The sequence below is a fragment of the Nocardia camponoti genome, assembly GCF_014646135.1.
GTDB lineage: Bacteria > Actinomycetota > Actinomycetes > Mycobacteriales > Mycobacteriaceae > Nocardia > Nocardia camponoti.
The window spans coordinates 45,012-70,149 of sequence record NZ_BMMW01000002.1 but is presented as its reverse complement, the minus strand read 5'-3'; the positions used below and the strand labels follow the sequence as shown (position 1 = coordinate 70,149).

Genomic DNA, 25,138 nt, shown 5'->3' with positions numbered 1-25,138 from the left:
CGCTATTGACAACAAGTCGCGAGTGCATGCACTATTGCATGTATGGTTGCCTTGCAGATTCGAGACGTTCCCGAACCCTTGCGCGATCAGCTGGTCGCGCTGGCTAAACAGCGCGGTCAGTCCCTGCAGGCGTTCCTGTACGAGCTCGTTCGCGACGAGGTTCGTCGGAACGACAACATCGCGGTGCTAAAGAAGTTCAGCCCGGTCACGTGGGATCTCGCGTTCGCTGATCGGGAAATCGTCGTTGCTCTCGATGCTGAACGCGGCGAGCGTGATGCGGCAATCGACGAGGCGTTTACTCGTCCGGGTGTTGAAAGGTGATCGTCGTCGATGCGTCCGTCTTCGCGCACGCGCTGCTCAACCCTGGCGAACTGGGCGAGCGATGTCGCAGCGCGCTTGAGGCAGACGACCGGTGGATCGCCCCGCAGCACTGGACGGTCGAAGTCTTGTCGGTCATTCGCCGCTTCGCCCGCGCTGGCACGATCAGCGCGGCCCAGGCCGCGCAGGCGGTCACGGCGGTCGCGAACCTCGACCCCGAGGTTCCGCTCACCCGGGTACTCGTCCCGAGGATGTGGGAACTACACGACAACCTCACCGCATACGACGCGGCTTACGTGGCGGCGGCCGAAGCGTATGAGTGTGAATTGCTCACTGCTGACGCAAGATTGGCGAATGCTCCGGGGGTGATGTGCAAGGTGCGGGTGCTTGAATAACCATCAAACCGAGGCCATCTCAAATAGCGCACCTTGGAAGTCCGCGCCTTCGGTCCGGCAGTAGTGCATTTTCGCGCCGCGGAAATCGGCGTCGACGAAAGTGCCGTGGCGTAAGTCGGCTCCGGTGAGGTCGGCGTCGCGGAAGTCAGCGCCGCGGAAATCGGCTCGCATCAATCGGGCGCCGCGTAAAACCGTGCCGCGCAATACGGTTTCGCAGGCTTGGACTTTGCCGAGGTCGGCTCCGGTGAGGTCGGCGCCCGAGAGGTCGGTGTCGAGCATCCACGCCCGGTACAGGTCGGTGTCGACCATGCGCACGCCGGTCGCGACTGCCTGACCCAATTCGGCGCCGGCAAGATCAAGACCAGACAGGTCGCCGCCGCGTAAGTCCAAACCCCAACCGTTGAACTCCATTTCGGAGGTGCGGCTCACCGTCGGATCGGCGGGCAGTGCGGCGAGGTACGCGCGCAGCGCTGCGGCAGCGTCGGGACAGGTTGGCCACATCGGGACTTCGGGGATGGGCGTTCTGCGGCGCCAGAACTTCATAGAAGTGTTTTACACCCCGGTGGAATTAACTCGCACGGTGAATGGGATGTACGCGCGAAAGTGCGCGCTTGGCTTCGGCGAGGGAGATCATTTGGTCTTCGTCGTCGATCTCGGCGACAGCCGCCTCCGCCCATTCGCGCAACAGTGTCGACACCCCTATTCGGCGTTCGTCGGCCAAGCTTTTGAGGCGCGAATGCAATCCGAGCGGTAGGCGAATGGAGGTGGTGACCATGATGTCCTCGTTCGCGGGCAACCTTGGCGGCACGTCGGCGGGCGCGTCGGTAAAGTTCAGCCGGTCCATGAAGTCGGCGAGCTCTTGTTTTGTTGACGGGTAGTCATTCTCGCTCATGGCCGCTGCTCACTTTCCCACTGCTCGAATTGCGCCAGTTCATCGGCGCGCATCGCCCGTGCGCCGATGATCACCCACGTCCAGTCTTCGCGCTGTCGCATGACGACGATCAACGCGCGACCGGCTGTGGTGCGCCCCCACAGCGACAAAACGGCGAGGTGACCATCGCCCGCGGGACGCGGCCACCGATGCTTCGCTGCGAGGACCTGCCGAACCTCGCGGGGTTCGATACCGATCAGGTGAGCGATCGCCCAATCAGGCCACTCGAAACCCATAAGTCCATAATACGCACGTAGTAAGTGGCTGAGAAAGTGTCCTGAGTTATTCGTTACGCTCGGCCGGGTGATGACCGAATCCGAGCGGCCGCTTTCGCCCGCTGAACGTTGGTTTTGGCTCATCGACCAGTTGTCGCCCGCGAATTCGGTGGTGCGGGTGCGCGTGCATGGGCCCATCGGCCCGTATCGACTCGAAGACGCCGCCGACGCGCTCGTCGCCCAATTCCCGCTGTTGCGCGCGGTTGTCGTTGACGGCCCGGTGCTCACGCGCTCACTTGACCCACACCTGCCCGTGTTGCACCGCATCGCTGAGCGGCCGGACGAGTGGCGGACGTTGTTTGACGAGGAATTAGCGACGCCGGTCGATTTGGCGACTGCCCCAGGGAGATTGATCGACCTGGTGTGGCGGCCGGGCACCGCTGATGAACACCACGACTTGATCTTGACGCTGTCGCACGTGCTGCTCGACGGTCGTTCGGTTGCGACGTTGGGAATGGGGTTGCTCGCGCTGGCGCTTGCGACGCCTGCGCCGAGCGTCAGTGACCTGACATCGGAGCGCGCGCTGGATACGAGGGCCGACTCGGTCATGGACCAGCTGGACATTACGGGGTCCACTTCCGCGCCATGCGGTGACGTTTCGCGCCCACCGGTTCCGCCCGCCGACGACCTCATCCCGCGCGCCCAGGCTCGGTTCCTTCGGGCGATGTGGGTCAGTGCGGCAAGTCAACTCACCGCGTTCGTCCGTCGCACGAAACGGCTGCCCGGCACCCTCCCGCCGATGGGAATTCGCCGCACCCGCACGGTGATTCGCACAGTCGACCCGATCGACACCGCCGCTCTCCGCGCGAAAGCCCGGCGCGCGAACGTGACGGTGAACGCCGCGCTAGCTGGCGCGCTCGCCCATGCGGTCGGCGACATCGCCGCCCCGCGCGGGGTCGGCATCGCGGGTATCGGCATCCCTATCGACCTTCGTCCACGCCTCACGCCGCCCGTTGCCTTCGACGAGCCGGGCATGTACACCGCTGTTGTCCCGGCATTCATTCCGTTCGGGCGTACGCGCTCGCTATGGCAGTCGGCACGGTGGGCGAAACGCGAACTCGCCCACCGTCTTTCGCGCAAGCACGACCTGACGGCCCTCGCCGCAATTCGCTACGGTTGCCCATCGGGCATGGACCGCGCCCGCATCGACTTCATCGACCGCCGCGCTCCCTGCAACGTGACGTTGAGCAACTTGGGTCCAATCCCCAATCCCGTTGCTCCCGACCGAGTTTCGAGCCTGATCGCCGCCGGAACCAACCCGTGCGCGAGCGCCCTCACCGTCGTTGCCGCGACGATGAACAACCGCATGACCCTCACGTTCTGCTACGTCGAAACCATGCTGACGCGAGGTGAAATCGAGTCATTGGCCGACCACATGATCCGCGCGTTGACCCGCTGAACCCCGGACTCCCTCACACCCGATTGCCCAGGGCTCAGGAACTCACCATCTTGCGCAGCGCATCTCGATCCGGCTTGTTCGTCCGACCGCTTGTCGGGATCGCGTCGACCAACACGATGTCGTCCGGCAGGGCCGTCACGTCGATCAGCGAAGGTAGCCGCGCTCGTAGTGAAGCGACTAATCCAGCCCCATCACCGTCGGCGACAACCGCCAAAATGATGCGTTCATCGCCCATTTCGTCAGGTACGCCAACCATGATCGCCGCGCGCACCCCGTCTAGCGCGTTGATCGCGGGCTCGTATAGGCCCGGGTAGATGTTGGTTTTGCCACGAATCATCATGTCTTTTTTGCGGCCGGTGAGGACGAGTGCTTCGCCGTCGAAGCGGGCTAAATCGCCGGTGCGCACCTCGGTCAACGGCTCGTTCCCCAGATATCCGCGACACAGGTTGGGGCCGCTGAGCACCAATTCGCCGTCGTCAGCGATTCGCGCGACGACCCCGCGCACCGGTTTGCCGAGCAGGTCTCCGTTATGCGCCAGCTTCGCCGACCCGCTCGTCACCGCGACGGGCAGAATCTCCGTCATCCCGTAAATCGCGAGAAACTCCGTGTGCGGCAACACCTTTCGTGCCCGAAGCAACAACGCGGTCGTCACCGGCGCACCGCCGAGCATCACCTCGCGCAGGTACGGCGGCGCATCCACCTGCCCCGCGGTGATCGCATCGAGGGCAACAGCCAGATCAGCGGGCGTGTAAAACGCGTGCGTCGCCGCCCCCATCCCGCGCGTGAACGCGACGGGGTCAATATGCGTGCCGAAGCGCGGATACCGCGGCATCGCCCACTGCGCCCCGGCGAGCAGCGCGGGCAACCCCATCATCAGTTGCTCGGTATGCAAGAACGCGCCGGGCCCGAGCGTGGTCTCGCCACTAATCGCGGCCAACCCGGCGGTCAACGAACCACGGGTGTGCACAACACCTTTCGGCTCATCGGTGGTTCCAGAGGTAAACACCACGAGCGCTTCACGACCTGGATGAGCGGGTAGTGCATCCGACAGCTCGCCAACATCCCCACCCGCGCGCAACCCCCGAACCGCACGAGGAAACCGACCCTCACCCAACAACGCACTCAATGGGATCGACCCCATCGGCGTCCCCGGCAACCACGCCCCACTGTGAATATGTCGCACCGGCAACGACCCAAAGCACGGCAACGCCAACCCACGCAACCGACCAACCCGACGCAATGGCCCGCTCACCGCGTACAACAGCGATTCCGTTGCGGCCCAAGTAGGTTCGAGCAAGGCCACGCGCCGCGCGAACAGCGAAGGCCCCACCCCAGGGTCAATAAACGCGATCGTGCCGCCCGCCCCGATCGTCCCCAAAATCAGCACCACCGACGACACGCTCGGGCGAATCGAAAACAGCATCCGGTCGCCCGGCGTGAACCCCGCCGCCCGCAAGTTCTCCGCCACAACGCGCACCCGCGCTGCCAGTTCCCCGTAACTCAGCGACGGCTCACCAACGTGCCCAATCGCGGGGGCATCCGGCGTTCGCCGCGCGTGGTCAAGGAGCAGCGAAAGGAAGTCCTCGCTCATCGGATATCAACAATCTCGGGCCGGTACCGGTGGTCGGCGTACCACGCGAGCGTCTTGCGAATGCCCCACGCGCGCACCCGCCGATTCGACGCGTGTACCCGCATTTGCCGCCGCAACCCGTAGTCGGTCGTCACCATCCGCACCGCGTTGACCAGCGCGCGGTCTTCGTGGACGTCCTCGATCGCGGTGCGCGGAAACCCGCCTGCGAGCTCATACAGTTCGGCGGTGATCGCCATATTGCATCCCGGCGTCATCACATACGGCCCCAAATAGCGCGGGTCGCGATTGCCGGGGCGCAGCTTCCCGAATTCGGACGCGACCTCAAGCGCGACGCGAATGACCGTGCGATCGAACCAGGAAACGTCTTCGTCGGTGCGCGGCAACAATTGCCCGCTGACCAGCCGTAACCCGCTCGCGAACCCCGCCCGCAACTGGGTAATCCAATCCGCTGCGGGCAGGCAGTCGGCATCGGTGCGGGCAAGCAGCGTCGCACCCTGGGCGATGGCGTACCGCATCCCGGTGTCGGCCGCCGCGCCAGTGCCCTTCTGCGCCTCGGCAATGACCTCAAGACGAGGAACCGGGTGGGCATCGGCAAAGGAGCGCACTAGCTCGACGGTCCGATCCGTCGACCCGTTGTCGACGACAACAACCGTGAAATCGACGTCGTCCTGGCAGGCAAGCGCCGCGAGCGTACCGGCGATCCCGCGCTCCTCATTGAGCGCCGGAATAACAACCCACAGCGTCACAGAGTTTTCCACCAGGTCGCACCGAAGAGCATGGTCATCGCAACGACCCGACCAAGCGGAACTCCGGGTCCCGCAGCCCGACGCGCCGCCGGAATTTGCGCGGCGTGCACCCCGACGCTGAGCACGACGTCGATCCAGAAAACCAACCGCAACGGCACCGAAAGCGCACGGACCGGACGCAGTAGCCCGAAGCCGATGAAGAGCCAGCCCAGAATGGGAATGGTCCGCAGCACGACCGGATTCACGGTGGATTTTCCTCGATTCCTCGCGCGCACAGACCTATTCGACGTCGCGCGACTAGATTGTGGTGGGGTGTGGAGCAAAGCCCGACGCCACGAACTCACCCTACTAGCAGCAGGCCAGCCCTGGCTGCCCGTTTTGCTACTTTTGGGCAGGTTCGCGCGGCCGATTCGCAAGGTCCCGAAACTCGGCTGGTTCGTCGCTGACCCGTTGGTCGCGCGGCAGATCTACAACGACAGCACCCACTTCTCCATCGTTGCCGAAGGCGCGGCAGGGCATTGGTGGGGTCAGGTGATTGGCGAGTGGGTCCAAGACCTGTTCGAAGGCCCCGGCCACACCAAGCTCAGAACCACCGTGCGCGACCTGTTCGTCCAGTCGCACACCGACGCGCTTGTCGACCGCGTGATCGGCCCCGAACTCGCCGACATCACCGCCCGACTCAACGCGGGCGAAACCGTCGACATCGCCGAACGCGCCCGCGTGCTTGTCGGCCGCAGCGTTTCCGACCTCGTCGGCATGACCCGCGACGACATCGCCGCCGCCTTCCCCGGCGACCACACCGACGACGAGCTGTTCGGCAAACTGTTCGACCACGTCGAAGAACTGGTCAACCTGGGTTTCGGCACAATGGCGTCGACGACGCTCGACCCGGCCGCCGTCGCGCGCGCCCGCGAACTGGCAACCCAGCTGGCCGCCAACGTCCCGGTCGCCTACGAAACCGCCGCCGCCAACACCACCCTCGGCCGCTGCCGCGAACTCGGCCTCGACGTCGAACACGCGTCGGGCCTGGCGATCTTGATGGCGGCCGCGGGCACTGACACCATGGCGAGCGCGATGTCGCGGATGATCGCCCTGCTCATCGACACCGGCGAGCAAGACGTGCTGCGCGCGAACCCCGACCGTGTGCCCGACGCCGTGCGCGAAGCGCTGCGGGTCACCAGCCCCGCGTACCTGGTCGGCCGATCGGTAGTCGCCGACACCACCGTCGCTGGCCGCGACCTCCGCGCGGGCGAGCACGTCAAAATTCTCACCTGGACCATCGACAATGCCGTCGGTGAATTCAGCGTCTCGCGCGACTACGTCCCCGAGACCAGGCAGCTGTGGTTCGGCGGCGGTCGCCACCTGTGCCTGGGCGCGCAGCTCGTCCATTCCGAACTCGCCGCCCTGCTCACCGCGCTGCTCGCGACCAACCAACGCTGGCACATCGTCGAACGACGTTATCGCCCGAAGGTATTCATCCCGACCTACGAGAAGCTTCGCATAAAAAGCGAAAGCCCTACTCCCATAAGGGAATAGGGCTTTCGCGAGAGAACTACTTACGCGGCGTTGATGCGGTTGTAGGTGTTGATGCCGATGATGATCGCGGCGGGAACGCCGGTCAGCACGAGGCCGGTGGCAGCACCGATGCCGATGCCGACAGCAGCGCCAGCGATGCAACCCGCGATGCTGGTCGCGCCGAAGCCGGCCAGGATCGGGATGCCGAGCACGGTGCCGCCGACAGCGCCGATCGCGCAGCCCGCGACGCCACCGACGAGGGTGCCGATCAGGGTGCCGATGGAGGTGGCGAGGCCGAACTGGGTGGCAGCGGCGCCGATGGCGTCGTCGATGTCGCCCTGGCTGGCGACCGGGGTAACGGCGGCAGCGGCAGGACGGGCCTCGAGCGGGTTGGTGCTGGGGGTGAGCACGGCGCGATTGCCGTCGATCGCGGCGGCGATCGGGAACTCAAGGCCGTCGAGCGAGTAGGCGAGCGGAAGTGCGGTGACGATGTTGCCCTGGCCGTCGCGGACCTGGAACTGGCCGTTTTCGTTGGTGAGCGAACCCGCGGTGGTCGAAACGACGACAGCGCCGTTCTCGATGCTGGTGTTCCAGCCGATGCCAGGAAGAACCTGGTTCACACCCTGGCCGACGCCGTCAAGGAAGGCGGGGATCGGCGCGGGAGCCGCGTGCGAGGTGCCGGTGGCGATACCGAGCGCGGCGATGACAAGAGCGGAGGTTGCGGCAACCTTGCTGAGCTTCATGAGATGTGGTCTTTCCCTCAGTGGCTGGCCCCTTGCGGAGCCGTAGTCCTCGATCGAGCACCCGAGACATAGTCTCCAAGGATTTGTTGCTGAAAAGTAACTTAAAATTGCATAAGTGTTCAAAACGGACATCGATGCGCTCGTGTCGACCATCGATCCCGTTCGCGCTCAACCGCATTGGGACCCCAAAATTCCTTTTGTGATCTAGGGCACGTCAGGTCGGCCGAAGGGCTCTCACCTGTCGTTATGCTCGATAGGACAGTCCGAGCTGAGACTCTTCCCCTGGAGGCGTTTGATGGCCCAGATCTTGTTCGTGATGACCGCCGCCGACTACTACACGCTCAAGGACGGAACCAAGCATCCAAGCGGGTTCTGGGGCGACGAGTTCACCAAGCCGTTCGAAGTGTTCACCCACGCTGGCCACGCGGTCACCGTCGCGACGCCCGGTGGTGTCGTGCCAACCGTCGACAAGGGCAGCCTCACGCCCGAGGCCAATGGTGGCGCTGAGCTGGCCGCCGACGTCGCCCAAGCCATCGAACACAACGTGCCGCTGCACAACCCGATCCGCCTCGAAGACGTCAAAGCCGAAGACTGGGACGCCGTTTTCTATCCCGGCGGCCACGGCCCGATGGAAGACCTGTCCACCAACGCCGACTCCGCCGCGCTGCTCGTCGCGACGCTCAAATCGGGCAAGCCGCTCGGTCTGGTCTGTCACGGCCCAGCCGCGCTGCTCGCGACCGCTGGCCCCGACGGCAAGTCGCCGTTTACCGGCGCGCGACTCACCGCGTTCAGCGATATGGAAGAAGAGATGGTCGGGCTCGCCGCGAAGTCGCCGTGGCTGCTCGAAGACCGACTCATCGACATGGGGTGCGCGTACCGCAGCGGTCAGCCGTTCACGCCGTTCATCATCACCGACGACAACCTCTACACCGGCCAAAACCCGGCGTCAGCGGGCCCGACCGCAGAAGAAATGATCAAGGGCCTCGCATTGCCGAGGTGAGAAACGACAAACGCCGGGTTGGACTGTGGAAGTCCAACCCGGCGTTGTGTTGTTGAGCTAGTTCACCGCGACCCGCGCGCCGTTCGAAAACGCCGAATCGTGGAACTCGATCGCGGCGGGCGTCGTGCCAGCCGGGACGTCGAAGACCAGGATCACCGACACCTTGTTGCCCGGGTTGATCGTTCCGATCACCGAAGAATCGTTCACGTTCAACTCAGCGGCGGTGTCGTTCTTGAACTCGCGACCCTGGGTGTCGATGAGCTTCTGGTCCGAGCCGAAGTAGGTCTGCGCGACATTCGACGTGTTGGCGATGTCGACATGCACCTGAATGAACTCGCCCTGCGCGGTCTTCTGCAGGAACTGGTTGGTGCCGACCGTCGCGACCGGCGCGTCAACGCCCGTCACCGTGAAGCCGAACTTGCCGTCGCGCACCTCGGTGCCCGCCGGTGCTGCCGACGACCGCGCCGCCGCCTCCTTGCTGACCTCGTTGGCCGCGCTGCCGAACAGGGCGGCGCACCCGGCGAACATCAGGAGAAAAACCAGCGCGATGGACCCAAGCACCCAGGGCCACACCTTCCGTTTCTTCGGCGGCTGCTGGGGGTAGTAGGGCTGCTGCGGGACGCTCTGCTGCGGGTAAGACATGGCTTGCTCCTTGAAAGTTAATGGGGGGAAGGGAATTAGCGGCGGTTCCACGGGCAGTACGCGTCGATGGCCGCCGAGAGGAACAGGTAGGGGTAGGTGATGGCACCGCGACTTTCCTCGGCCAAATAGATCCGGTTGCGCGCGGTGTTGCCATTGGTGTCGAGGTAGTCGCACTGGGTGTGCGCGAGGCTGATCACGGCGTCCTGGAGCTTGACGCTTGAGTCGTCGTAATCGGTCGCGCGCAGGAACTGGTAGTCCGCAGCGCTGCGGGCGGGTTCCGACGACGACGAGCCCGAACCCGAGCCCGAACCGGTGTCGGGCGCGGCGGTGGCGGTGGTCGCGCTGCCGAGAGTGAGAGCGCTAGCGGCGGCGACGGTGGCAATGGCGATGCTGAAACGACGAATCATCAGGTACTCCTAGGTCTTTCGAAAAATCTGTTAGTCGTTGTTGAGCGCGTCGATGATGGCGATGATCACCCACACCGGCAGCCACAAACCGCACGTCAGCACGGTGAGCAGCAGGTGAAGGCCATGGTTGACGCCATGCCGGACGACGATGGTGTGCGTCGGACCTTGCGTCACCGACACCACCGGATAACCGGGCGCCGCGTACGGCTGCTGCGGATACCCCGGGAACTGCCCTTGTTGCGGGTACTGCGGAGGCTGGACCGGGTAGCCGCCCTGCGAATACGGGTTCGTCGGCATCGGCTGGGGCGGATACGGTGGGTACGGGTCCTCGTTGAACGGCTGCGCGGCGGGGACGTTGGTTGACTGCGGGTCGACCGGCTGCGGCGGGACGCTGGTATTCGCGGGCAGGTTCAACGTCGGGTCCCACGCGACCTCAGCGGGCTGGTTCTTGTCCAACCACTCGTTGTTGCCAGGCGTGCTCATGACCGCACCCCCGCCAACGCCATCAGCCGGCCACCATTCGCCCTGGCCAGCCCATGCAAATCGCCAGCACCGGCAAGTCGAGCGAGCCCAACGGCGATGTCAGCGGCGGCTGCGGCGTCGGCACCCGCCTCATGGTGGTTGTGCAGCGCAACCCCGAGCGCGGCGGCGACCTGGTTGAGCTTGTACCCGCCGAGGTCGAGCTGGCGACGCGCCCAGTCGAGCGTGCAGCCGTACTGCCACTCCGGCACGCGCACGCCGCTGAATTGGCAGGCCCGCGTCATGTTGTCCATGTCGAAGCTGGCGTTATGCGCGACAACCGGCAGGTCACCGACGGCGGCGATCACCTCGACAAGTCGCTGAGCGAACTCCGGCTGACCAGCCACGGTGGCGGGCGTGATCTTGTGGACGCGCACATTCCACGGCGAAAACTCGCTGGCGGCGGCGGGCGGTTTGCACAACCACGAGTGCGTTTGAGTGCGCACCCCGTCGAGCACGATCGACACGCCGATCGAGCAGATGCTGCCGCGCCTCGGGTTGGCCGTCTCTACGTCGAAGGCGGCGAAGCTGAGCGTCATCGGTGATCACCGACCTGAAAAGCGGGGGTCGTCGACATGGAACGGGTCCCTTCTTGGCTGGAGGCGGGCACGCGGCGGCCGACCCCCATCGCTAGGGGATAGCCATACGGTGCTTGGAGTGCGGAAGGCGCACGAAAACTATTGGGCGACAACTAGTTTGGCGCTGGATTGCGTCGTTGCCGCTGTCGTTGATAAGGACGCTACACCGCTCGCAAGAGAACGTCAACAGGAGAACTTTGTTTTCACTGAATCCGATTGTAAATCCGTTAACGCTTAACAGAAATGTCAACTCTGGCATGTAAGGTTTGACCTTGACGACCTGGTCAGCAAGGCTGGGGAGTCGAGAGGAGAGTTATGCCAGACTCGACGCCCACCGTCGCCGCCGCCGAGATCTCCCGGCTGGCTGGCGTTACCCGCGCCACTGTGAGCAATTGGCGCCGCCGACATCCCGATTTTCCCGCGCCCGTGCCTGGAGGATCGGAATCTCGTCCCCTTTTCAACCTGCGCGAGGTGCAGGAGTGGCTGCGCGGCCACGGCGTTACCACCGCCGACTCGCCGGTGCAGCGCCTGCGCACCTTGCTGCGTTCGGAGGTCGAGCCCGATGAGGTCGTCGAGCTCATGAACTTCGTGGCGACGCCGAAGGTCGCCGCGAAAGGTCCAGTACAGCAAGCGGTGCGCGACGCGATCGCCGCGACCAGCGTCCGCGACACCCTCACGGTGCTTGCCGAGCGCGGATTAGACGGCCCGAGTACCGGCATCTATCCGACCGACGAACCGGTTGCCGCGCTGATGGCCGACGTGCTCGCCGCGTCCACATCGCCAGCCCCGAACTCGGTGCTCGACCCGTCGTGCGGCGGTGGCGCATTGCTGCTGGAAGCCGCGCGTATTGGCGCCAAACAGCTTGCGGGCCAAGATATTCTGCCCGTGCAGGCAAGTCGGACAAGCGCGTTGCTTGCCACGGCCGCGCCCAAAGCGAAAACCGACATCCACGCGGCCGACGCCCTGCTCGCCGACGCGTTCGAAGATGTCGAGTTCGACGCGGTGCTCGCCAATCCGCCCTATTCCCAACGTGATTGGGGTGCCGACGAACTCGCGCTCGACCCACGCTGGGTGTATTCGGTCCCGCCACGCGGCGAATCGGAACTCGCGTGGGTGCAGCACGCGCTCGCCCACCTTGTCCCTGGTGGCACAGCGGTTTTGCTACTGCCACCGGCCGTCGCGGCACGGTCGTCGGGCAGACGCATACGCATGGAGTTGTTGCGCGCGGGCGCTTTACGCGCGGTGATCGCGTTGCCAGCGGGCGCGTCGACACCGCGCCAGGTTGGCCTCCAACTGTGGGTGTTGCGTAAGCCGGGCGTCGCCCCGCCCGCCGACACCATCCTCTTCGTCGACACAACGCGGATGCCGACACACGGTGCGGACCAACCAGATTGGCCGCAACTCGCCGAGCAAGTCGTCGACGCGTGGCGCGCGTTCGACAAGGGCGACATCGACACCGCGACCGTCGCCGACATCACCGCCGTCGTGCGCGTCATGGACCTCCTCGATGACGATGTCGATCTCACCCCGGCGCGCCAGGTGCGCGCCGCGATCGACCCGGAAAACGCGTCGTCGTTGGCGCGGGCGGCGATTGTGATGCTCGACGAGCACCTGAGCGGGCTACATGAAGTTTCCGACGCCGTTCGCGAATGGGACCCCGCGCCTGGCGCGCCGTGGCGGTACGTCGCGGTGGGAAACCTAATCGCGGGCAAAGCCGTTCGCATCGTTACCGGCACTGAAAACATTGACAACGGGGCGCAGCGCGCGGTCCTGACCGGACACGACCTCCTCGCGAGCCGCAGCCCGTCTGGGTTAAGCGCGCCCGGTGCCGCGGTGGGCGAGGTGATCGAGGCAGGCGACGTCCTTGTTTCCCGCATCCGCGACGACCACGGCGCTGCCCAGGGCGCGCGCGTCGCCGAAGGTGCCGACGTCGGCGCGGTCGCTGCCCCCGGCGTGCTTGTCTTCCGCACCGACCCCGACCGCCTAGACCCGTGGTTCTTCGCCGGGTTCATCGGCAGCCCCGACAACGCGGCGGCCATGTACGGCACGACAACCATCCGCCTTGACCCAACGCGCCTGCGTATCCCGCTGCTGCCCCCGTCTGAGCAACAGCGCTATGGCGAGGCGTTCCGCCGCCTACACCAGCTGCGCGTGGCCGCCCGAACTGCGGCCGACGCGGCCCGAACAGCGGCCGACCTCATCGGAACGGGCTTAACCGCAGGAGCGTTGCAACCGGTACGCGAGGGCGTGAATGCGTAGCAGCGGTGTCTCGCTTGCGGTAGCGGGTCGCGGGGACCAGCGCGAACACGGCGAGCGGACGCTGGCCGTTGACGGCGCGTTCGGCATCCTGCGTGGTGCGCCACGGGTTGGTCGATCGCGGTGGCCCGCGCCGTAACATCATTCGCGCAGGGGTTCGCCCGATGCGTAACCCTGGCGGCGCGCCACTAGCAGTGCGATGGCGCGGCGCGGTGGTCGAGCGAAAGCGGGCATAGCGTGCGGGAAGTGCTTGATGGGCGGTACGAGATCACTCGCGCCATCGGCGCCGGTGGGATGGGGCAGGTGTTGCTCGGATACGACACCGTGCTCGACCGCGAAGTTGCCGTGAAGCGAATCGCGGTGCGGCCCTTCGCAACCGCGCCCGACCTCGTCGACGAGTTCACCGCGCGCTTCCGCCGCGAAGCGCGCGTCACCGCCCGCATTCGCCATCACGGCGTCCCACAGGTGTACGACGCGGTGCTCGACGCCGACGCGACCAGCGTCTACCTGGTCATGGAACGCATCGACGGCATCACGTTGCGCGACTTCCTCGCGATTGGTCCGCCGCCGATTGCGACAGGCGTCGCCATCGCGGCCCAAATCGCGACGGTGCTTTCGCACGCCCATGTACTGCCCGTCGTGCATCGAGACCTCAAGCCCGCCAACGTGATTGTGGCCGCCGACGGCACGGTGAAGGTGATCGACTTCGGCATCGCCGCCCTGCTCGACGACAGCGCGAGCCGCATCACCCGCACCGGGTCGGTGCTCGGCACGGCAGCGTACATGTCGCCGGAATTGGCCAACGGGCAGCCGGTTGGCCCACGTGCCGACCTGTACGCGCTCGGCTGCATCATGCACGAAATCTTCACTGGCTCAACGGTTTTCCACGCGCGTGGGGAGTACGCGACGCACCGTCAGCACAGCTACGACGCGCCAACCCCGTTGCGCGCCATGCGCCCCGACGTGCCAGCGCCAATCGAAGCGCTCGTCCTTGAGCTGCTCGCCAAAACCCCCGGCGACCGTCCCGCATCGGCTGCCGTCGTCTACGAGCGCCTGCTCCCGTTCCTGCCGCCGCCCGGCGCACCCGAGCCGCCCGCGCTTGCCGGTTACCCCGATCCCACACTGGTGTTCCGTCGCCCGAACCCACCGGCGACGCCACCCGACGTGACTCAGACTGGCACCCGACCACGTGCGCGCGTGCACGCTGAATCACCGCCCGACACAGCACGTTTCGTTGAAGCTGCCGCCGAATATCGACGCCTGTTCGACCTCGGCCGCTTCGCCCAAGCCGCCGAAGCGCTACTGAGTATCGCCGACGAGGCGGCGGCGCGCTTTGGCGCAGACAGCGCCGAAGTCGCGGAATTGCATCACGACATCGCCCTTGCCTTCGCCAACGGTGGGGAGCAACGCAAAGCGCTTGGTCAGTGGGAATTGGCCGAGGCGGTCGCGGTCCGGGGGAGTGGAACCGAGTATCGGCGTCGCGCGAACCTCGGTGCGATCAAAGCCCGTGCGGCACTTGGTGATTTAACCGCGAGCGCCGCGGTTGACGAGTTGTACAGCCTGTTCGGCGACCTGCGCGGCACGGACGAGGAATTCGGTGACGAGGCTATCGATGTGCGGTTGGCGATTGCCGAATTGCTCCCTGCGACAGGCGATCACGCGCGCGCGGAACGCTTCGTCAGCCAACTCGTCGACGACCTCGCGATCCTGCGCGCCCCCGACGATGCTGGTCGTCGCCTGGCCGAGCAGATCGCGGCGGAACTACGAGGCTGATCGCGGGTGGCGTGTCGCCACGCCGAATCCGCCGAAACCATTGGCATTTTCATGCACGTTCGCGCCCAAGCCGCGACAAAAGCTGCCTTACCTCGCGTAACCGCACGAAAATGCCACATGGTCGTTCGCGCGTAGCCGGCAGCGATGCGCCCGGTAGTAAACTCCGAGCATCCGCCGATGGGGGTGTGCCAGCGGGGCGCGTCGCAGGCGATGGTGCGCGACAAGTGGAGGATGTGCGGTGGTGCTGCGGTGGCTTGCCAAGCTCGGCTGGCTAGTTGGATTGCTTTTCGGGCTCTTCATGGTGATGGTCGCTATCACCGGCTACTTCATGGGGATCGATCACTCGGACAACGGCGAGATCGGCTTAGCGGTAGCACTTTTCGTGCTCTTCGGTTCGCTCTCCGGCATCTCGATCTGGCGGCTGGCGGCAAGCGACAAACGCAAGCGCTATCAACGCGGCTACCAGTTCTCCCAACCCAATAGCGACGTATTCGCTCACCAACCAGTGCTTCCGCTCTCGTATCCGTCGCTTCCTAGCTACCCGCACCCACAATCGCCCTTCCCGGCGAATCCGCCGTCGCAGCCCGACCTTTGGCAAGTGGCGCCCGCTCAGCCGCAGACTCCACCCCCAGCACCAATCATCGCGACGGTCGCGCAAACCCCCGACCACATCACCGCAACACGCAGCACCAACCACTGGCTCCCAACCGGCATCCCCTACGTGACCGCCCCGTCCAGCGTCCTCGGCTCACCCGCCGACCTCGACCGTGACACCTCGTCAACCCGCCCAACCCGGGTGCGCGAAGCGGTACGCGAAACCATCGCCATCGAAGGCCCGATCGAGCAACAGCAACTCGTCGCGCGCGTAGCGGCGCGGTTCGGCGTTGTCGAACCATCACCGAAGCAGCGCATCGCGGTGCTGAGTCAGGTGCCCGAAACCCTCACGCGCGCAACGCCATTCGGAGTTTTCGTCTGGCCATCCGATATCGAACCAGCGAATTGGATCGGGTTCCGCTTCACCTCACCCGGCATCACCCGCCCGCTCGACACGATCAGCGGCGAGGAAATCGTCAACACCATTACCCACCTCGCGGCGGGCCGAGGCCACACCTTCGATGACCTCGTCTGGGCCACGCTCAACCAGTTCGCGCACCAGCGCACGACAGCGGCAGAAGCGCGCATCGAAGCGTGTCTGGAACTCGCGGTGCGGCGCGGTCGACTCGTTCGCGGCGGCGACGGTCGGTATCGAGCCCGCTAGGGTGAGTTAGACGGTGATGGCGGGAAGCGTCCGCGCGTAAGTGGTTTCGGGGGAGACGGTCACTATCTCGCACACCGCAAGCAGTGAATCGGGCACGTCGTCGCCAAGGTGAGCGAGGTTGGGCACAACAACGGCAACGGCTTCGCTTGTCGCGACCACGTCGATGAGTCGCCCGAGCGGGTTTTCGGTGCGGTTGCTGAAGACAACGGTTTTGGTGAAGCGGTAGCCGAGTCGTTCAGCTAGGGAGCGGATCTGCGTTTCGTCCCATGATTGCGCGACACCTGAGATGTCGCGCCGCAGGTACCCGATCGCCGGTGGCTTCATGGGCACGAACCTATACCCAGACAGTGGCGACACTGGGGGAGGCGAACGAACGTGAGTCGAACTTGTGATGTGACTGCCGAGTATCTGACGCAAGGATGTTTCGGAATTTGCTCCGCGGGTATGGCCGCCCATGATCTACTCCCAGCCACACGAGGCGAGCGCGGCGCGACGCATAACGCGACCGGGACGCCCAGAGATAGCTGGAGATGGAAATGGTGAACATTCAAGTGCGGCGCGCGAGTAGCGCGCTCGCGGCGTTCGCGGTGGCAGCGGGGTTCGCGGTGTCGGCTGGCGTCGGCACCGCATCGGCAGCGCCGGGCACCATCACGTGGCAAGACGGCAGCAGCAAGTTCACCAGGACCATCTCCAACGTGAACCCCACGGTTAACGACATCATCACCGTGACGACGAAGTGGGAACGTACCGGCATCCCGGTCGAATACATCTACAACGTCAAGGATCTGCACCCCGCGTGCCTGACGCCCGTTGCCGGTTCGGCGAAGATGAGCGGCGACCCCATCACCAACCTCGACACGTCATCGTCGGACTGGGTCCGCGCCGAATTCGGCCTCCTCAAGTACCCGGTGTTCCCGAACATCAGCCCCAAGTCGCAGACCTTCGAAGTTCAGTACAAGGTGGGCGTCGACTGTGCGCGCAACGTCGCGCTGCCCACGTCGATGCACTACGGGGGCTCGCTTGGCGACGGCATCTACCAGGCGAAGGGCCCGGCGATCACCGTTTCGGCCGATGCGGTGTCGACGACCGCCCTCACCTCCGTCAGCGGCGCGACGGTGAACAAGCCCGTCACCTTGCAAGCCACCGTGAACCCGGCTGGTGTCGGCGGGACGGTGCAATTCAAGGCGGGCGACAACGTGCTCGGCGACATCCCGATCGGCGCTGACGGCAAGGCGACCATCTCCTGGACGCCTGGCGCGGCAGGGAATTACACGATCGGTGCCACCTACTCGGGGCGCCCGGGTGTCGCGAGCTCGTCGACCAGCCAGGTCGTCAGCGTCGCCGACGTGCCGACCGACCCGGGTGGCGGCGGCACTCCCGGTGGTGGCGGCACCCCGGGCGGCGGCGGCACGCCGGGCGTGAGCACGGGCTCGTTCGGGTAATCCCTACTCGGACCGGTGCTGCTGCCACGCGTCATTCGAATTGAGCGCGGTCAGCAGCACCCGGATCGCCGCGACCCGGCGTTCCGCACCAGGCAGCAGGTCTAGCGCGCATTCGGGGTCTGCGGGTGGCCCCAAATGCGTGCAGCCGCGCGGACAGTCGTCGATGGCGTCGGCGAGGTCGGTGAACGAGGCGATCACATCGTCGGGCGTGATGTGGGCGAGGCCGAACGACCGCACACCGGGGGTGTCGATGACCCAACCCCCTTGTGGCAGCGGCAAAGCCACCGATTGCGTCGACGTGTGCTTGCCCTTGCCAACGCCGGAAACCTCGCCAACGGCCCGGTAAGCATCGGGCACAAGTCGATTCACCAACGTCGACTTGCCCACGCCCGAATGGCCGATGAGCGCGGTGAGCCGATTGCGCAGGATTTCGATCACCGGTTCGATCGGGTCATCAACACCCGCGTACAGGATCTCCAGATCCAATCCGTCGAAGGCAGAGGCGAATTCGGATTCGGCGACGAGGTCGCGCTTGGTGAGCACCAGAATCGGTTGCAGCCCACCGGCATACGCGGCGACCATCGCGCGTTCAACGAAACCCGTCCGCGGTGGTGGATCAGCAAGGGCGACAACGATAAACAGCTGTTGGGCATTGGCGACAACGACGCGTTCGAACGGGTCGGTGTCGTCGGCAGTGCGCCGCAACACCGTTGACCGTTCCGCGACACGCACGATGCGCGACAGCGTGTCGGGTTTGCCCGACAGGTCGCCGACAAGGTCGACCTGATCGCCAACAACGATCGGCGTGCGACCGAGCTCGCGTGCGCGCATCGCGACTACCCGGCGATCAGGGTCGTTGTCGAGCACACAACCCCAGCGACCACGGTCGACCGCGACAACCATCGCCGCTTCGGCATCGTTGTGCTGCGGTCGCGTTTTCGTGCGTGGACGCGAGTTCTTACCCGGGCGAACCCGCACATCGGATTCGTCGTAGCTGGCGGCGGACCGACCCTGGCGCGTCAGCTGTGCGCTCCCTCAACTGACGGTGCGAGCATGTCTTCCCACAGGGTGACGAACGTGGGCAGCGTTTTCGCGGTGGTGCCGATGTCTTCGATTTCAATGCCGGGCACGCGCAGGCCGAGGATCGCGCCAGCGGTGGCCATCCGGTGGTCGGCGTAGGTGCGCCACTGGCCGCCATGCAGGGGAGCGGGCACGATTTCCAGGCCGTCCGCGGTCTCGGCGACGTTGCCGCCGAGCCGGTTGATTTCGGTGGAAAGCGCTGCGAGACGGTCGGTTTCGTGACCACGTAGGTGCGCGATGCCGCGCAGGTGCGAAGGCGAGTCGGCGAGCGCGGCAAGCGCGGCGACAGTGGGGGTGAGTTCGCCGACGTCATGCAGGTCGATGTCGATGCCAGCCAACTGCTCGGGCCCGCGCACGGTGAGCACGCCGTCGAAGGTGCGCGCTTCCGCGCCCATGCGCACGAGGATTTCGCGAATCACGTCGCCGGGCTGCGTGGTGCCACGCGGCCACATCGGCACGCTCACCTCGCCACCGGTGACCGCGGCCGCGGCAAGGAACGGCGTCGCGTTCGACAGGTCAGGTTCGATTTCCCAGTCAACAGCGCGAATCGGGCCAGGGTGCACCGTCCAGGTTTGGGCGCTGAGCGAATCGGCTGGCGTGTCGACAGTCACGTCGGCGCGGCGCAGCATTTCGACCGTCATCTCGATGTGCGGCATCGACGGCAGTGCTTTCCCGTCGTGGTGCACGGTGATGCCCTGCTCAAACAGGGCGGCCGACAGCAGCAGCCCGGAGACGAACTGCGACGAACCCGACGCGTCGATGGTGACCGTGCCGCCACGGACCGCGCCCGTGCCATGCACGACGAACGGCAGCGCGTCGCCGTCGATGTCGACGCCGATGCTGCGCAGCGCGTCAAGAATGGTCGACAGCGGCCGGTGGGCGGCTTCGGCGTCGCCGAAGAACGCGACGTCGCCAAAGGCGAGCGCGGCCGTTGGCGGCAGGAACCGCATGATCGTGCCCGCGAGCCCGCAGTCGACCGCGCCGCTGGAGAGACGGGCGGGACGGATGTCGAGGGTGGTGTCGTCACCGGTGATCTCGGTGCCAAGCCCACGCAACGCCTGAATCATCAGGTCGGTGTCGCGGCTGCGCAGGGCACCGGTGATGGTGGAAGGACCGTCGGCGAGCGCGGACAGGATCAGTGCCCGGTTAGTGATGGACTTCGAACCGGGCAGGGTGACCGTCGCGTTGACGGGAACCTCGATGTAGGGCGCAGGCCAGAAACTCACGTCCCTATCTTTCCCCATGTGCGCCGCCGACACACCTACGGTGCGGATTTCGGCGTGGTTGACTGTTCGCGCGGCAACGGAATGTGTCGGTGGTCACGACTATCCTGGCGACTATGTGTGGGAGATACGCAACGACCACCAACCCGGCCCGGCTCGCGGCGGCACTCGATGCCATCGACGAAACCGGCGTCGCTGATCCGGCCGCGACAGTGAGTTACAACGTCGCGCCAACATCGAGCGTGCTCACCGTCGTCGACCGCCACGATCGCGATCATCCCGACGAAGAGGCGTCGCGGCGCATTCGGCAGATGCGCTGGGGTTTGATCCCGAACTGGACCAAGGCGGCTGAGCCAGGCGTGCCGGTCAAAGGCAAGCCGCTGTTCAACGCGCGTGCCGACAAAGCGGCCACCACGCCCGCGTTCCGCGACGCGACCAAACACCGCCGGTGCCTGGTTCCGATGGACGGTTGGTACGAGTGGATCGTCGAGGAAGACCCGACTGGCTCGGGCAAGGGCAAAGCGGTGAAGAAGCCGTTCTTCCTGTCCCATGCCGATGGAAGCCCGCTTTACATGGCTGGGCTGTGGTCGTCGTGGCGCGACCGGAGCCAGGAGGATGCCGCGCCGCTGCTGTCGTGCACGATCCTCACTACCGACGCGGTGGGTGCTGCCGCCGATGTGCACGACCGCATGCCGCTGGCATTGCCGGAACAGTATTGGGACGCGTGGCTTAATCCCGACCAACCGGCTCCGGAAGAGTTCCTCGCCGGTGTCGATCCGGCCGAAGCTGCCGCGATCGTCGCGCGTCCGGTGTCAATGCGGGTGAACAACGTTCGCAATAACGACCCGGATTTGCTTGTGCCAGAAGCGGTGTGAGGCCCACGCCGTAGTCGGGCTCGGCGTGGGCACTGGGGTTAAAGCGAGCAGGGCACCGAATCGGTCGCCAAGTTCAAGCCGCACTTAATGATGCCGGTCACCAAATCAATCACCTCGGTCGCAACACCGCCGCCGAGTTTCTCCACTTTCTCCGACTGCCTATTACCAGCACCCGGCTGCTGCTGTGGGGTATTACGTTGTGTCCCTTGGCTATTCAGCGGGTAGTCGCCCGGCGCGGCGGGGGCCGACGGGGCGACGGGCGGAACGGGAGCGGCGAGAGCAGTGGGAGCCGCGGTGAGTCCAGCCCCAACCGAGATGAGCACCGCGCCCGAGACCGTGACAATGATTGAACGTGCGGACATGTCGCATCACATCCTTTTGCGAGTAGAGGAATGTGGCTAGCGCAAACGCGTGTCGAAGATACCGCGCACTCGCGGCGAAAAGCGGCAGATCAGGCGGTAATTGCCGCGATTCGCGCATCGGTCGCGGCAGCGAGATCGGAAGGGGCCAGTTCGATTTCCAACCCGCGTTTGCCCGCGCTGCACAGCACGCGATCCCACTCAAGCGCCGACGCGTCGAGCACCGTTGGCAGTCGCTTGCGTTGCCCAAGCGGCGAAACTCCGCCAAGTACATAGCCGGTCGTGCGTTGCGCGAGCGTCTTGTCGGCCATCGTCGCCTTGGGTGCGCCGAGCGCGGCAGCCGCCGCCTTCAACGACAGTTTCGCGGGCACCGGCAATACCGCTACCGCAAGCGATCCGGTCGACAGTTCGATCACGAGCGTTTTGAAAATCTGCTCAGCGACAACGCCGAGTTTGCCTGCCAACGCGTCGACGGCTTCGTCGCCAAAGGATTCCGCGCGTGCGTCGTGGGAGTAGGCGTGGACGGAGTGGGCGATCTTGGCTGTCGTGAGGACCTTGATCGCGGGAGTTGCTGCGGCGGCCATCACGCCACGATAACTGGCGGGAACAGAGCACGACGATCCCCTGTTGCACCCCGATGAGAGACACGACAATGCGTGCGCGGAGAAGGTGGGAGTAATAGTGGCTGTCTTGCTTGAAGAGCGCCCGCGATTGCCGCTGAAACTAGTCGTGCCGGTAGATTCGGTTGCTACGGCGATCGAAGGGATAGGTGTGACGAGCGACGATGACGCGGCGCACGAGGTAGACGCGGTTTCTTCCTCAGCGTCTGGTCCGGTCGACGTAGCGGAGCTGACGGCCCGGTTTGAGCGCGACGCGCTCCCGATGATCGATCAGCTCTACGGTGCGGCGCTGCGCATGACGCGCAACCCGGCCGACGCGGAAGATCTGGTGCAGGAAACCTACGTTAAGGCCTACCAGGGCTTTAAGTCCTTCCGAGAGGGCACCAACCTGCGTGCCTGGCTCTATCGCATCCTGACTAACACCTACATCAACTCCTATCGCAAGAAGCAGCGTCAGCCCGCGCAGTATCCGACCGACGAGATCACCGACTGGCAGCTTGCCGCCACGGCCGAACACACGTCGACTGGCTTGCGTTCGGCCGAGGTTGAGGCACTCGACGCGCTGCCCGACGACGAAATCAAGTCGGCGCTACAGCAGCTGCCCGAGGAGTTTCGGATGGCGGTGTATTACGCCGACGTCGAAGGCTTTCCGTATAAGGAAATCGCCGACATCATGGGCACGCCGATCGGTACGGTGATGTCTCGCCTGCACCGCGGTCGCAAGCAGCTCAAGGGGCTCTTGGCCGAGGTCGCGCGTGAACGTGGATTTGATCGTGGGGAACGCCAGGAGGTAGCGAAATGAGCGATCCAGATATGGAGATGGATTGCACCGCTGTCCTCGCCGACGTGTGGCTGATGCTCGACGGCGAGTGCGACCAGGCAACGCGCCAGCGTCTCCAAGAGCACATGGACCATTGCAGCCCGTGCATCGAGGCCTACGGCATCGAGGAAAAGATCAAGGGTTTGCTCAGCCGCAAGTGCGGTGGCGACCAGGCACCCGACGGTCTGCGTGAGCGGCTGCGCATCGAAATTCACCGCTGCATAACCGTGTCGACCACGGTCACCGAAGTGGTCGAAACCGACCGGTAAAACCGCAGGTAGACATAAGAAAAGGGGCACCCGAGCGGGTGCCCCTTTTCGCGTCTTGAGCGCCTATCAGGCGTTGGGACGCTTGCCGTGGTTCGCGGCATTGCCCTTGCGGCTGCGCTTCTTACGTCCACGCTTACCCATGGGTAGCTCCCTTCTGTGGGTCCTCCTCGCCAGCGCGGGGAGCACAATCTGATCGACAGCCATTGTTTCATGTGTGATTGGCTGTAGCTTCGGCGGATACTGCCACCGTCTCCGGCGGCGGTGGTCAACGACTAGTGGATGGGGTGTCATGGCGGAAGAAGTGCGGGCGGAAATGGTGTCGACGGTGCTCGCTGTCGAGGTCGCCGTCGGTGAGCATGTGCGCGTGGATCAGACTCTCGTGCTGCTTGAGTCGATGAAAATGGAGATCCCCGTCCTCACCGAAATCGAGGGCGACATCACCTCGGTCGACGTGACGCCCGGTCAGGTTTTGCAGGCAGGCGACCTCATCGCCACGATCGCCTAGGTCGAGCTCAACCGCGAGACGGATAGCGTAGATCCACGTGTCAACACTCAGTGAGCTGCTCGCCGATCACACCGACCTGCCTGGACAGGCCGTCGACCACCTCCAACGAGTGGTTGGGGATTGGCAATTGCTCGCCGATCTCTCCTTCTCCGACCTGCTGTTGTGGGTGGGCGCTGGTCCGGTCGCCGACGGTTCCGACGTGGTGTGCGTCGCCCAGATCCGACCAACGACGGCCCCAACGGTCCATCTCGAAGACAAGGTGGGCACCACCGCGTCACGCGAGGACTTCCCGCAGGTCTTCGATGCCCTGCTCACCGGCGCGACCGTGCGCACCGACACCGAGGTCGAGGTGAGCGGGGTTTATCACCCGAGCCCCGCGCACGCGATTCGCGAAGCGATCCCGGTGCGCTGCGGCGACCACGTGATCGCGGTGCTCAGTCGCGATTCCGATCTCATGCGTTCGCGCGTGCGGTCGACGTTGGAAACGGCCTACGTCGCCTGCGCCAACGACCTGTGCCAGATGATCGCCGACGGCAGTTTTCCCACGCCCGAGGATCGCGCGGCAACGCATTCCTCGCCACGCGCCGGCGACGGCTTCATCCGCCTCGACACCAACGGACTCGTCGAATACGCGAGCCCGAACGCGCTGTCGGCGTATCACCGCATGGGCATGCAGTCCGACCTCATCGGCCAGGACCTCGCGGTCGTCACCCGGTCGCTCATCACCGACCCCTTCGACGCGCAAGAGGTGGTCGCCGATATCCAGGCCGCGCTCGCGGGCCGTACTGGCCGTCGGATGGAAGTGGAGGCACGGGGTGCCACCGTGTTGCTGCGAACGCTCGTACTGCGGCCAGGCGGCGAACTAGCCGGTCCCGCGGTGCTCGTCCGCGACGTCACCGAGGTCAAGCGACGCGACCGCGCCCTGCTCAGCAAGGACGCGACCATTCGCGAGATTCACCATCGGGTGAAGAACAACTTGCAGACCGTCGCCGCGCTGCTGCGTTTGCAGGCCCGTCGCACGGAGAATCCCGAAGCTCAGGTCGCGCTCACCGAGTCGGTTCGCCGCGTCACGTCGATCGCGTCGGTGCACGAGATGCTGTCGATGTCGGTTGACGAGGAAGTCGACTTGGACGAGGTCGTCGACCGGTTGCTGCCGATCATGGCCGACGTCGCGACGGTCCACACCGCGCGCATCAAGGTGCGCCGGGCTGGTTCGCTCGGGGTGTTTTCCGCCGAACGCGCGACACCGCTGGTGATGGTGTTGACCGAACTGGTCCAAAACGCGATCGAGCACGCCTTCGACGCGGGTGCCGACGGGACAGTGACGATTCGGTCGGAGCGGTCGGCCCGTTGGCTCGACGTGATCATCAGCGATGACGGCCGTGGGCTACCGGCAGGGTTCTCGCTGGAGAATTCCGATCGACTTGGCCTGCAAATCGTACGCACCCTGGTGACCTCGGAACTCGGCGGTTCCATCGGGTTGCACCCGGGTGCTGAAGTGGGCACCGACGCGGTCTTGCGCGTTCCGCTAGGTCGGCGGGCGGGGCGATAAGCCCTGCTCGGTGGCCTGCTAGGGCAACAATAAACCCGGCACCGAAA

Annotated in this window: 31 protein-coding genes; 14 read left to right on the top strand and 17 right to left on the bottom strand. The window is 65.3% G+C overall.

Features of this window, described 5'->3' with window-relative positions; genetic code table 11:
* Nucleotides 1-42 precede the first annotated feature (42 nt).
* Complete coding sequence (locus tag IEX78_RS08520; RefSeq protein WP_188828384.1) at nucleotides 43-321, top strand: hypothetical protein; 279 nt, start codon at nucleotides 43-45, stop codon at nucleotides 319-321.
* Nucleotides 318-713, top strand: coding sequence for a type II toxin-antitoxin system VapC family toxin (locus IEX78_RS08515; RefSeq protein WP_188828383.1), 396 nt, complete (start codon nucleotides 318-320; stop codon nucleotides 711-713). The genes IEX78_RS08520 and IEX78_RS08515 overlap by 4 nt, the downstream gene beginning before the upstream one ends.
* 3 nt (nucleotides 714-716) lie before the next feature.
* On the opposite strand, the gene IEX78_RS08510 is transcribed toward IEX78_RS08515, so the two are convergent.
* Genes IEX78_RS08510 through IEX78_RS08500 form a run of 3 tightly spaced genes read right to left on the bottom strand, consistent with a single transcriptional unit; the run spans nucleotide 717 to nucleotide 1,880 of the window.
* Nucleotides 717-1,256 (bottom strand): pentapeptide repeat-containing protein, encoded by a 540-nt coding sequence (locus IEX78_RS08510; RefSeq protein WP_188828382.1) that lies wholly within the window; start codon nucleotides 1,254-1,256, stop codon nucleotides 717-719.
* Nucleotides 1,257-1,281: 25 nt separating this feature from the next.
* The gene (locus tag IEX78_RS08505; protein ID WP_188828381.1) at nucleotides 1,282-1,605 is read right to left on the bottom strand and encodes a YlcI/YnfO family protein; all 324 of its coding nucleotides are present in this window, start codon (nucleotides 1,603-1,605) and stop codon (nucleotides 1,282-1,284) included.
* A complete protein-coding gene (locus IEX78_RS08500; RefSeq protein ID WP_188828380.1) occupies nucleotides 1,602-1,880 on the bottom strand; it encodes a hypothetical protein in 279 nt (92 codons plus the stop codon). The genes IEX78_RS08505 and IEX78_RS08500 overlap by 4 nt, the downstream gene beginning before the upstream one ends.
* A gap of 70 nt (nucleotides 1,881-1,950) precedes the next feature.
* Here IEX78_RS08500 and IEX78_RS08495 point away from each other — a divergent pair, with 70 nt between their 5' ends.
* Nucleotides 1,951-3,318 carry a phthiocerol/phthiodiolone dimycocerosyl transferase family protein gene (locus tag IEX78_RS08495; protein WP_373291590.1) on the top strand — a complete coding sequence of 456 codons (1,368 nt, stop codon included), beginning with the start codon at nucleotides 1,951-1,953 and terminating at the stop codon, nucleotides 3,316-3,318.
* A gap of 34 nt (nucleotides 3,319-3,352) precedes the next feature.
* On the opposite strand, the gene IEX78_RS08490 is transcribed toward IEX78_RS08495, so the two are convergent.
* The 3 genes from IEX78_RS08490 to IEX78_RS08480 are packed head-to-tail and all read right to left on the bottom strand — an operon-like array spanning nucleotide 3,353 to nucleotide 5,900.
* The gene (locus IEX78_RS08490) at nucleotides 3,353-4,909 is read right to left on the bottom strand and encodes a class I adenylate-forming enzyme family protein (RefSeq protein WP_188828378.1); all 1,557 of its coding nucleotides are present in this window, start codon (nucleotides 4,907-4,909) and stop codon (nucleotides 3,353-3,355) included.
* On the bottom strand, nucleotides 4,906-5,667 hold the full coding sequence (locus IEX78_RS08485) for a glycosyltransferase (protein WP_229683815.1): 762 nt from the start codon (nucleotides 5,665-5,667) through the stop codon (nucleotides 4,906-4,908). Before IEX78_RS08485 ends, IEX78_RS08490 begins: the two co-directional genes overlap by 4 nt.
* Entirely contained in the window at nucleotides 5,652-5,900 is a 249-nt protein-coding gene (locus tag IEX78_RS08480; protein ID WP_188828377.1) for a hypothetical protein, read from the bottom strand. Before IEX78_RS08480 ends, IEX78_RS08485 begins: the two co-directional genes overlap by 16 nt.
* Before the next feature lies 1 nt (nucleotide 5,901).
* Here IEX78_RS08480 and IEX78_RS08475 point away from each other — a divergent pair, with 1 nt between their 5' ends.
* Nucleotides 5,902-7,191 carry a cytochrome P450 gene (locus tag IEX78_RS08475; RefSeq protein ID WP_229683814.1) on the top strand — a complete coding sequence of 430 codons (1,290 nt, stop codon included), beginning with the start codon at nucleotides 5,902-5,904 and terminating at the stop codon, nucleotides 7,189-7,191.
* A gap of 20 nt (nucleotides 7,192-7,211) precedes the next feature.
* Here the strand turns inward: IEX78_RS08475 and IEX78_RS08470 are convergent, their stop codons facing one another.
* A complete protein-coding gene (locus IEX78_RS08470; RefSeq protein ID WP_188828376.1) occupies nucleotides 7,212-7,913 on the bottom strand; it encodes a DUF8020 domain-containing protein in 702 nt (233 codons plus the stop codon).
* A gap of 295 nt (nucleotides 7,914-8,208) precedes the next feature.
* Between IEX78_RS08470 and IEX78_RS08465 the strand changes: the two genes are divergently transcribed.
* Complete coding sequence (locus IEX78_RS08465) at nucleotides 8,209-8,913, top strand: type 1 glutamine amidotransferase domain-containing protein (RefSeq protein ID WP_188828375.1); 705 nt, start codon at nucleotides 8,209-8,211, stop codon at nucleotides 8,911-8,913.
* A 57-nt stretch (nucleotides 8,914-8,970) separates the two neighbouring features.
* Here IEX78_RS08465 and IEX78_RS08460 read toward each other — a convergent pair whose 3' ends face one another.
* From IEX78_RS08460 to IEX78_RS08445, 4 genes are read right to left on the bottom strand one after another with little or no spacing between them, the layout of a single operon-like run.
* A complete protein-coding gene (locus IEX78_RS08460; RefSeq protein WP_229683813.1) occupies nucleotides 8,971-9,555 on the bottom strand; it encodes a DUF4352 domain-containing protein in 585 nt (194 codons plus the stop codon).
* Nucleotides 9,556-9,590: 35 nt separating this feature from the next.
* Nucleotides 9,591-9,962, bottom strand: coding sequence for a DUF732 domain-containing protein (locus IEX78_RS08455; RefSeq protein ID WP_188828374.1), 372 nt, complete (start codon nucleotides 9,960-9,962; stop codon nucleotides 9,591-9,593).
* A 30-nt stretch (nucleotides 9,963-9,992) separates the two neighbouring features.
* Nucleotides 9,993-10,445: a hypothetical protein gene (locus IEX78_RS08450; RefSeq protein ID WP_188829617.1), complete on the bottom strand. Its 453-nt coding sequence runs from the start codon at nucleotides 10,443-10,445 to the stop codon at nucleotides 9,993-9,995.
* On the bottom strand, nucleotides 10,442-11,020 hold the full coding sequence (locus tag IEX78_RS08445) for an exonuclease domain-containing protein (protein WP_188828373.1): 579 nt from the start codon (nucleotides 11,018-11,020) through the stop codon (nucleotides 10,442-10,444). Before IEX78_RS08445 ends, IEX78_RS08450 begins: the two co-directional genes overlap by 4 nt.
* A 354-nt stretch (nucleotides 11,021-11,374) precedes the next feature.
* On the opposite strand from IEX78_RS08445, the gene IEX78_RS08440 reads away from it, so the two are divergent.
* From IEX78_RS08440 to IEX78_RS08430, 3 genes are all read left to right on the top strand, one after another.
* Nucleotides 11,375-13,318 carry an N-6 DNA methylase gene (locus IEX78_RS08440; RefSeq protein WP_188828372.1) on the top strand — a complete coding sequence of 648 codons (1,944 nt, stop codon included), beginning with the start codon at nucleotides 11,375-11,377 and terminating at the stop codon, nucleotides 13,316-13,318.
* Nucleotides 13,319-13,561: 243 nt separating this feature from the next.
* Complete coding sequence (locus IEX78_RS08435) at nucleotides 13,562-15,088, top strand: serine/threonine-protein kinase (RefSeq protein WP_188828371.1); 1,527 nt, start codon at nucleotides 13,562-13,564, stop codon at nucleotides 15,086-15,088.
* A gap of 238 nt (nucleotides 15,089-15,326) precedes the next feature.
* Nucleotides 15,327-16,346, top strand: a complete 1,020-nt coding sequence (locus IEX78_RS08430) for a TIGR04086 family membrane protein (RefSeq protein ID WP_188828370.1) — start codon at nucleotides 15,327-15,329, stop codon at nucleotides 16,344-16,346.
* A gap of 6 nt (nucleotides 16,347-16,352) precedes the next feature.
* Here IEX78_RS08430 and IEX78_RS08425 read toward each other — a convergent pair whose 3' ends face one another.
* Complete coding sequence (locus IEX78_RS08425; RefSeq protein WP_229683812.1) at nucleotides 16,353-16,670, bottom strand: hypothetical protein; 318 nt, start codon at nucleotides 16,668-16,670, stop codon at nucleotides 16,353-16,355.
* Between the two features lie 212 nt (nucleotides 16,671-16,882).
* On the opposite strand from IEX78_RS08425, the gene IEX78_RS08420 reads away from it, so the two are divergent.
* The gene (locus tag IEX78_RS08420) at nucleotides 16,883-17,788 is read left to right on the top strand and encodes an Ig-like domain-containing protein (protein WP_188828368.1); all 906 of its coding nucleotides are present in this window, start codon (nucleotides 16,883-16,885) and stop codon (nucleotides 17,786-17,788) included.
* Nucleotides 17,789-17,791: 3 nt separating this feature from the next.
* Here IEX78_RS08420 and rsgA read toward each other — a convergent pair whose 3' ends face one another.
* On the bottom strand, nucleotides 17,792-18,811 hold the full coding sequence (gene rsgA, locus IEX78_RS08415; RefSeq protein ID WP_229683973.1) for a ribosome small subunit-dependent GTPase A: 1,020 nt from the start codon (nucleotides 18,809-18,811) through the stop codon (nucleotides 17,792-17,794).
* Entirely contained in the window at nucleotides 18,808-20,112 is a 1,305-nt protein-coding gene (gene aroA, locus IEX78_RS08410; RefSeq protein ID WP_188828367.1) for a 3-phosphoshikimate 1-carboxyvinyltransferase, read from the bottom strand. Before aroA ends, rsgA begins: the two co-directional genes overlap by 4 nt.
* 95 nt (nucleotides 20,113-20,207) lie before the next feature.
* Between aroA and IEX78_RS08405 the strand changes: the two genes are divergently transcribed.
* The gene (locus IEX78_RS08405) at nucleotides 20,208-20,966 is read left to right on the top strand and encodes an SOS response-associated peptidase (RefSeq protein ID WP_188828366.1); all 759 of its coding nucleotides are present in this window, start codon (nucleotides 20,208-20,210) and stop codon (nucleotides 20,964-20,966) included.
* A 38-nt stretch (nucleotides 20,967-21,004) separates the two neighbouring features.
* Here IEX78_RS08405 and IEX78_RS08400 read toward each other — a convergent pair whose 3' ends face one another.
* Together IEX78_RS08400 and ybaK are read right to left on the bottom strand one after the other, a co-directional pair.
* On the bottom strand, nucleotides 21,005-21,328 hold the full coding sequence (locus tag IEX78_RS08400) for a hypothetical protein (protein WP_188828365.1): 324 nt from the start codon (nucleotides 21,326-21,328) through the stop codon (nucleotides 21,005-21,007).
* An 89-nt stretch (nucleotides 21,329-21,417) separates the two neighbouring features.
* On the bottom strand, nucleotides 21,418-21,909 hold the full coding sequence (ybaK, locus tag IEX78_RS08395; RefSeq protein ID WP_188828364.1) for a Cys-tRNA(Pro) deacylase: 492 nt from the start codon (nucleotides 21,907-21,909) through the stop codon (nucleotides 21,418-21,420).
* Between the two features lie 127 nt (nucleotides 21,910-22,036).
* Here ybaK and IEX78_RS08390 point away from each other — a divergent pair, with 127 nt between their 5' ends.
* A complete protein-coding gene (locus IEX78_RS08390) occupies nucleotides 22,037-22,747 on the top strand; it encodes a sigma-70 family RNA polymerase sigma factor (protein WP_444543788.1) in 711 nt (236 codons plus the stop codon).
* On the top strand, nucleotides 22,744-23,034 hold the full coding sequence (gene rsrA / locus IEX78_RS08385) for a mycothiol system anti-sigma-R factor (RefSeq protein ID WP_188828362.1): 291 nt from the start codon (nucleotides 22,744-22,746) through the stop codon (nucleotides 23,032-23,034). The genes IEX78_RS08390 and rsrA overlap by 4 nt, the downstream gene beginning before the upstream one ends.
* Before the next feature lie 66 nt (nucleotides 23,035-23,100).
* On the opposite strand, the gene IEX78_RS24720 is transcribed toward rsrA, so the two are convergent.
* Nucleotides 23,101-23,175 carry a 50S ribosomal protein bL37 gene (locus IEX78_RS24720; RefSeq protein ID WP_022597109.1) on the bottom strand — a complete coding sequence of 25 codons (75 nt, stop codon included), beginning with the start codon at nucleotides 23,173-23,175 and terminating at the stop codon, nucleotides 23,101-23,103.
* A 148-nt stretch (nucleotides 23,176-23,323) separates the two neighbouring features.
* On the opposite strand from IEX78_RS24720, the gene IEX78_RS08380 reads away from it, so the two are divergent.
* On the top strand, nucleotides 23,324-23,539 hold the full coding sequence (locus tag IEX78_RS08380) for a biotin/lipoyl-binding carrier protein (protein ID WP_188828361.1): 216 nt from the start codon (nucleotides 23,324-23,326) through the stop codon (nucleotides 23,537-23,539).
* 37 nt (nucleotides 23,540-23,576) lie between these two features.
* Complete coding sequence (locus IEX78_RS08375; protein WP_188828360.1) at nucleotides 23,577-25,091, top strand: sensor histidine kinase; 1,515 nt, start codon at nucleotides 23,577-23,579, stop codon at nucleotides 25,089-25,091.
* The last annotated feature ends 47 nt before the right edge of the window (nucleotides 25,092-25,138 follow it).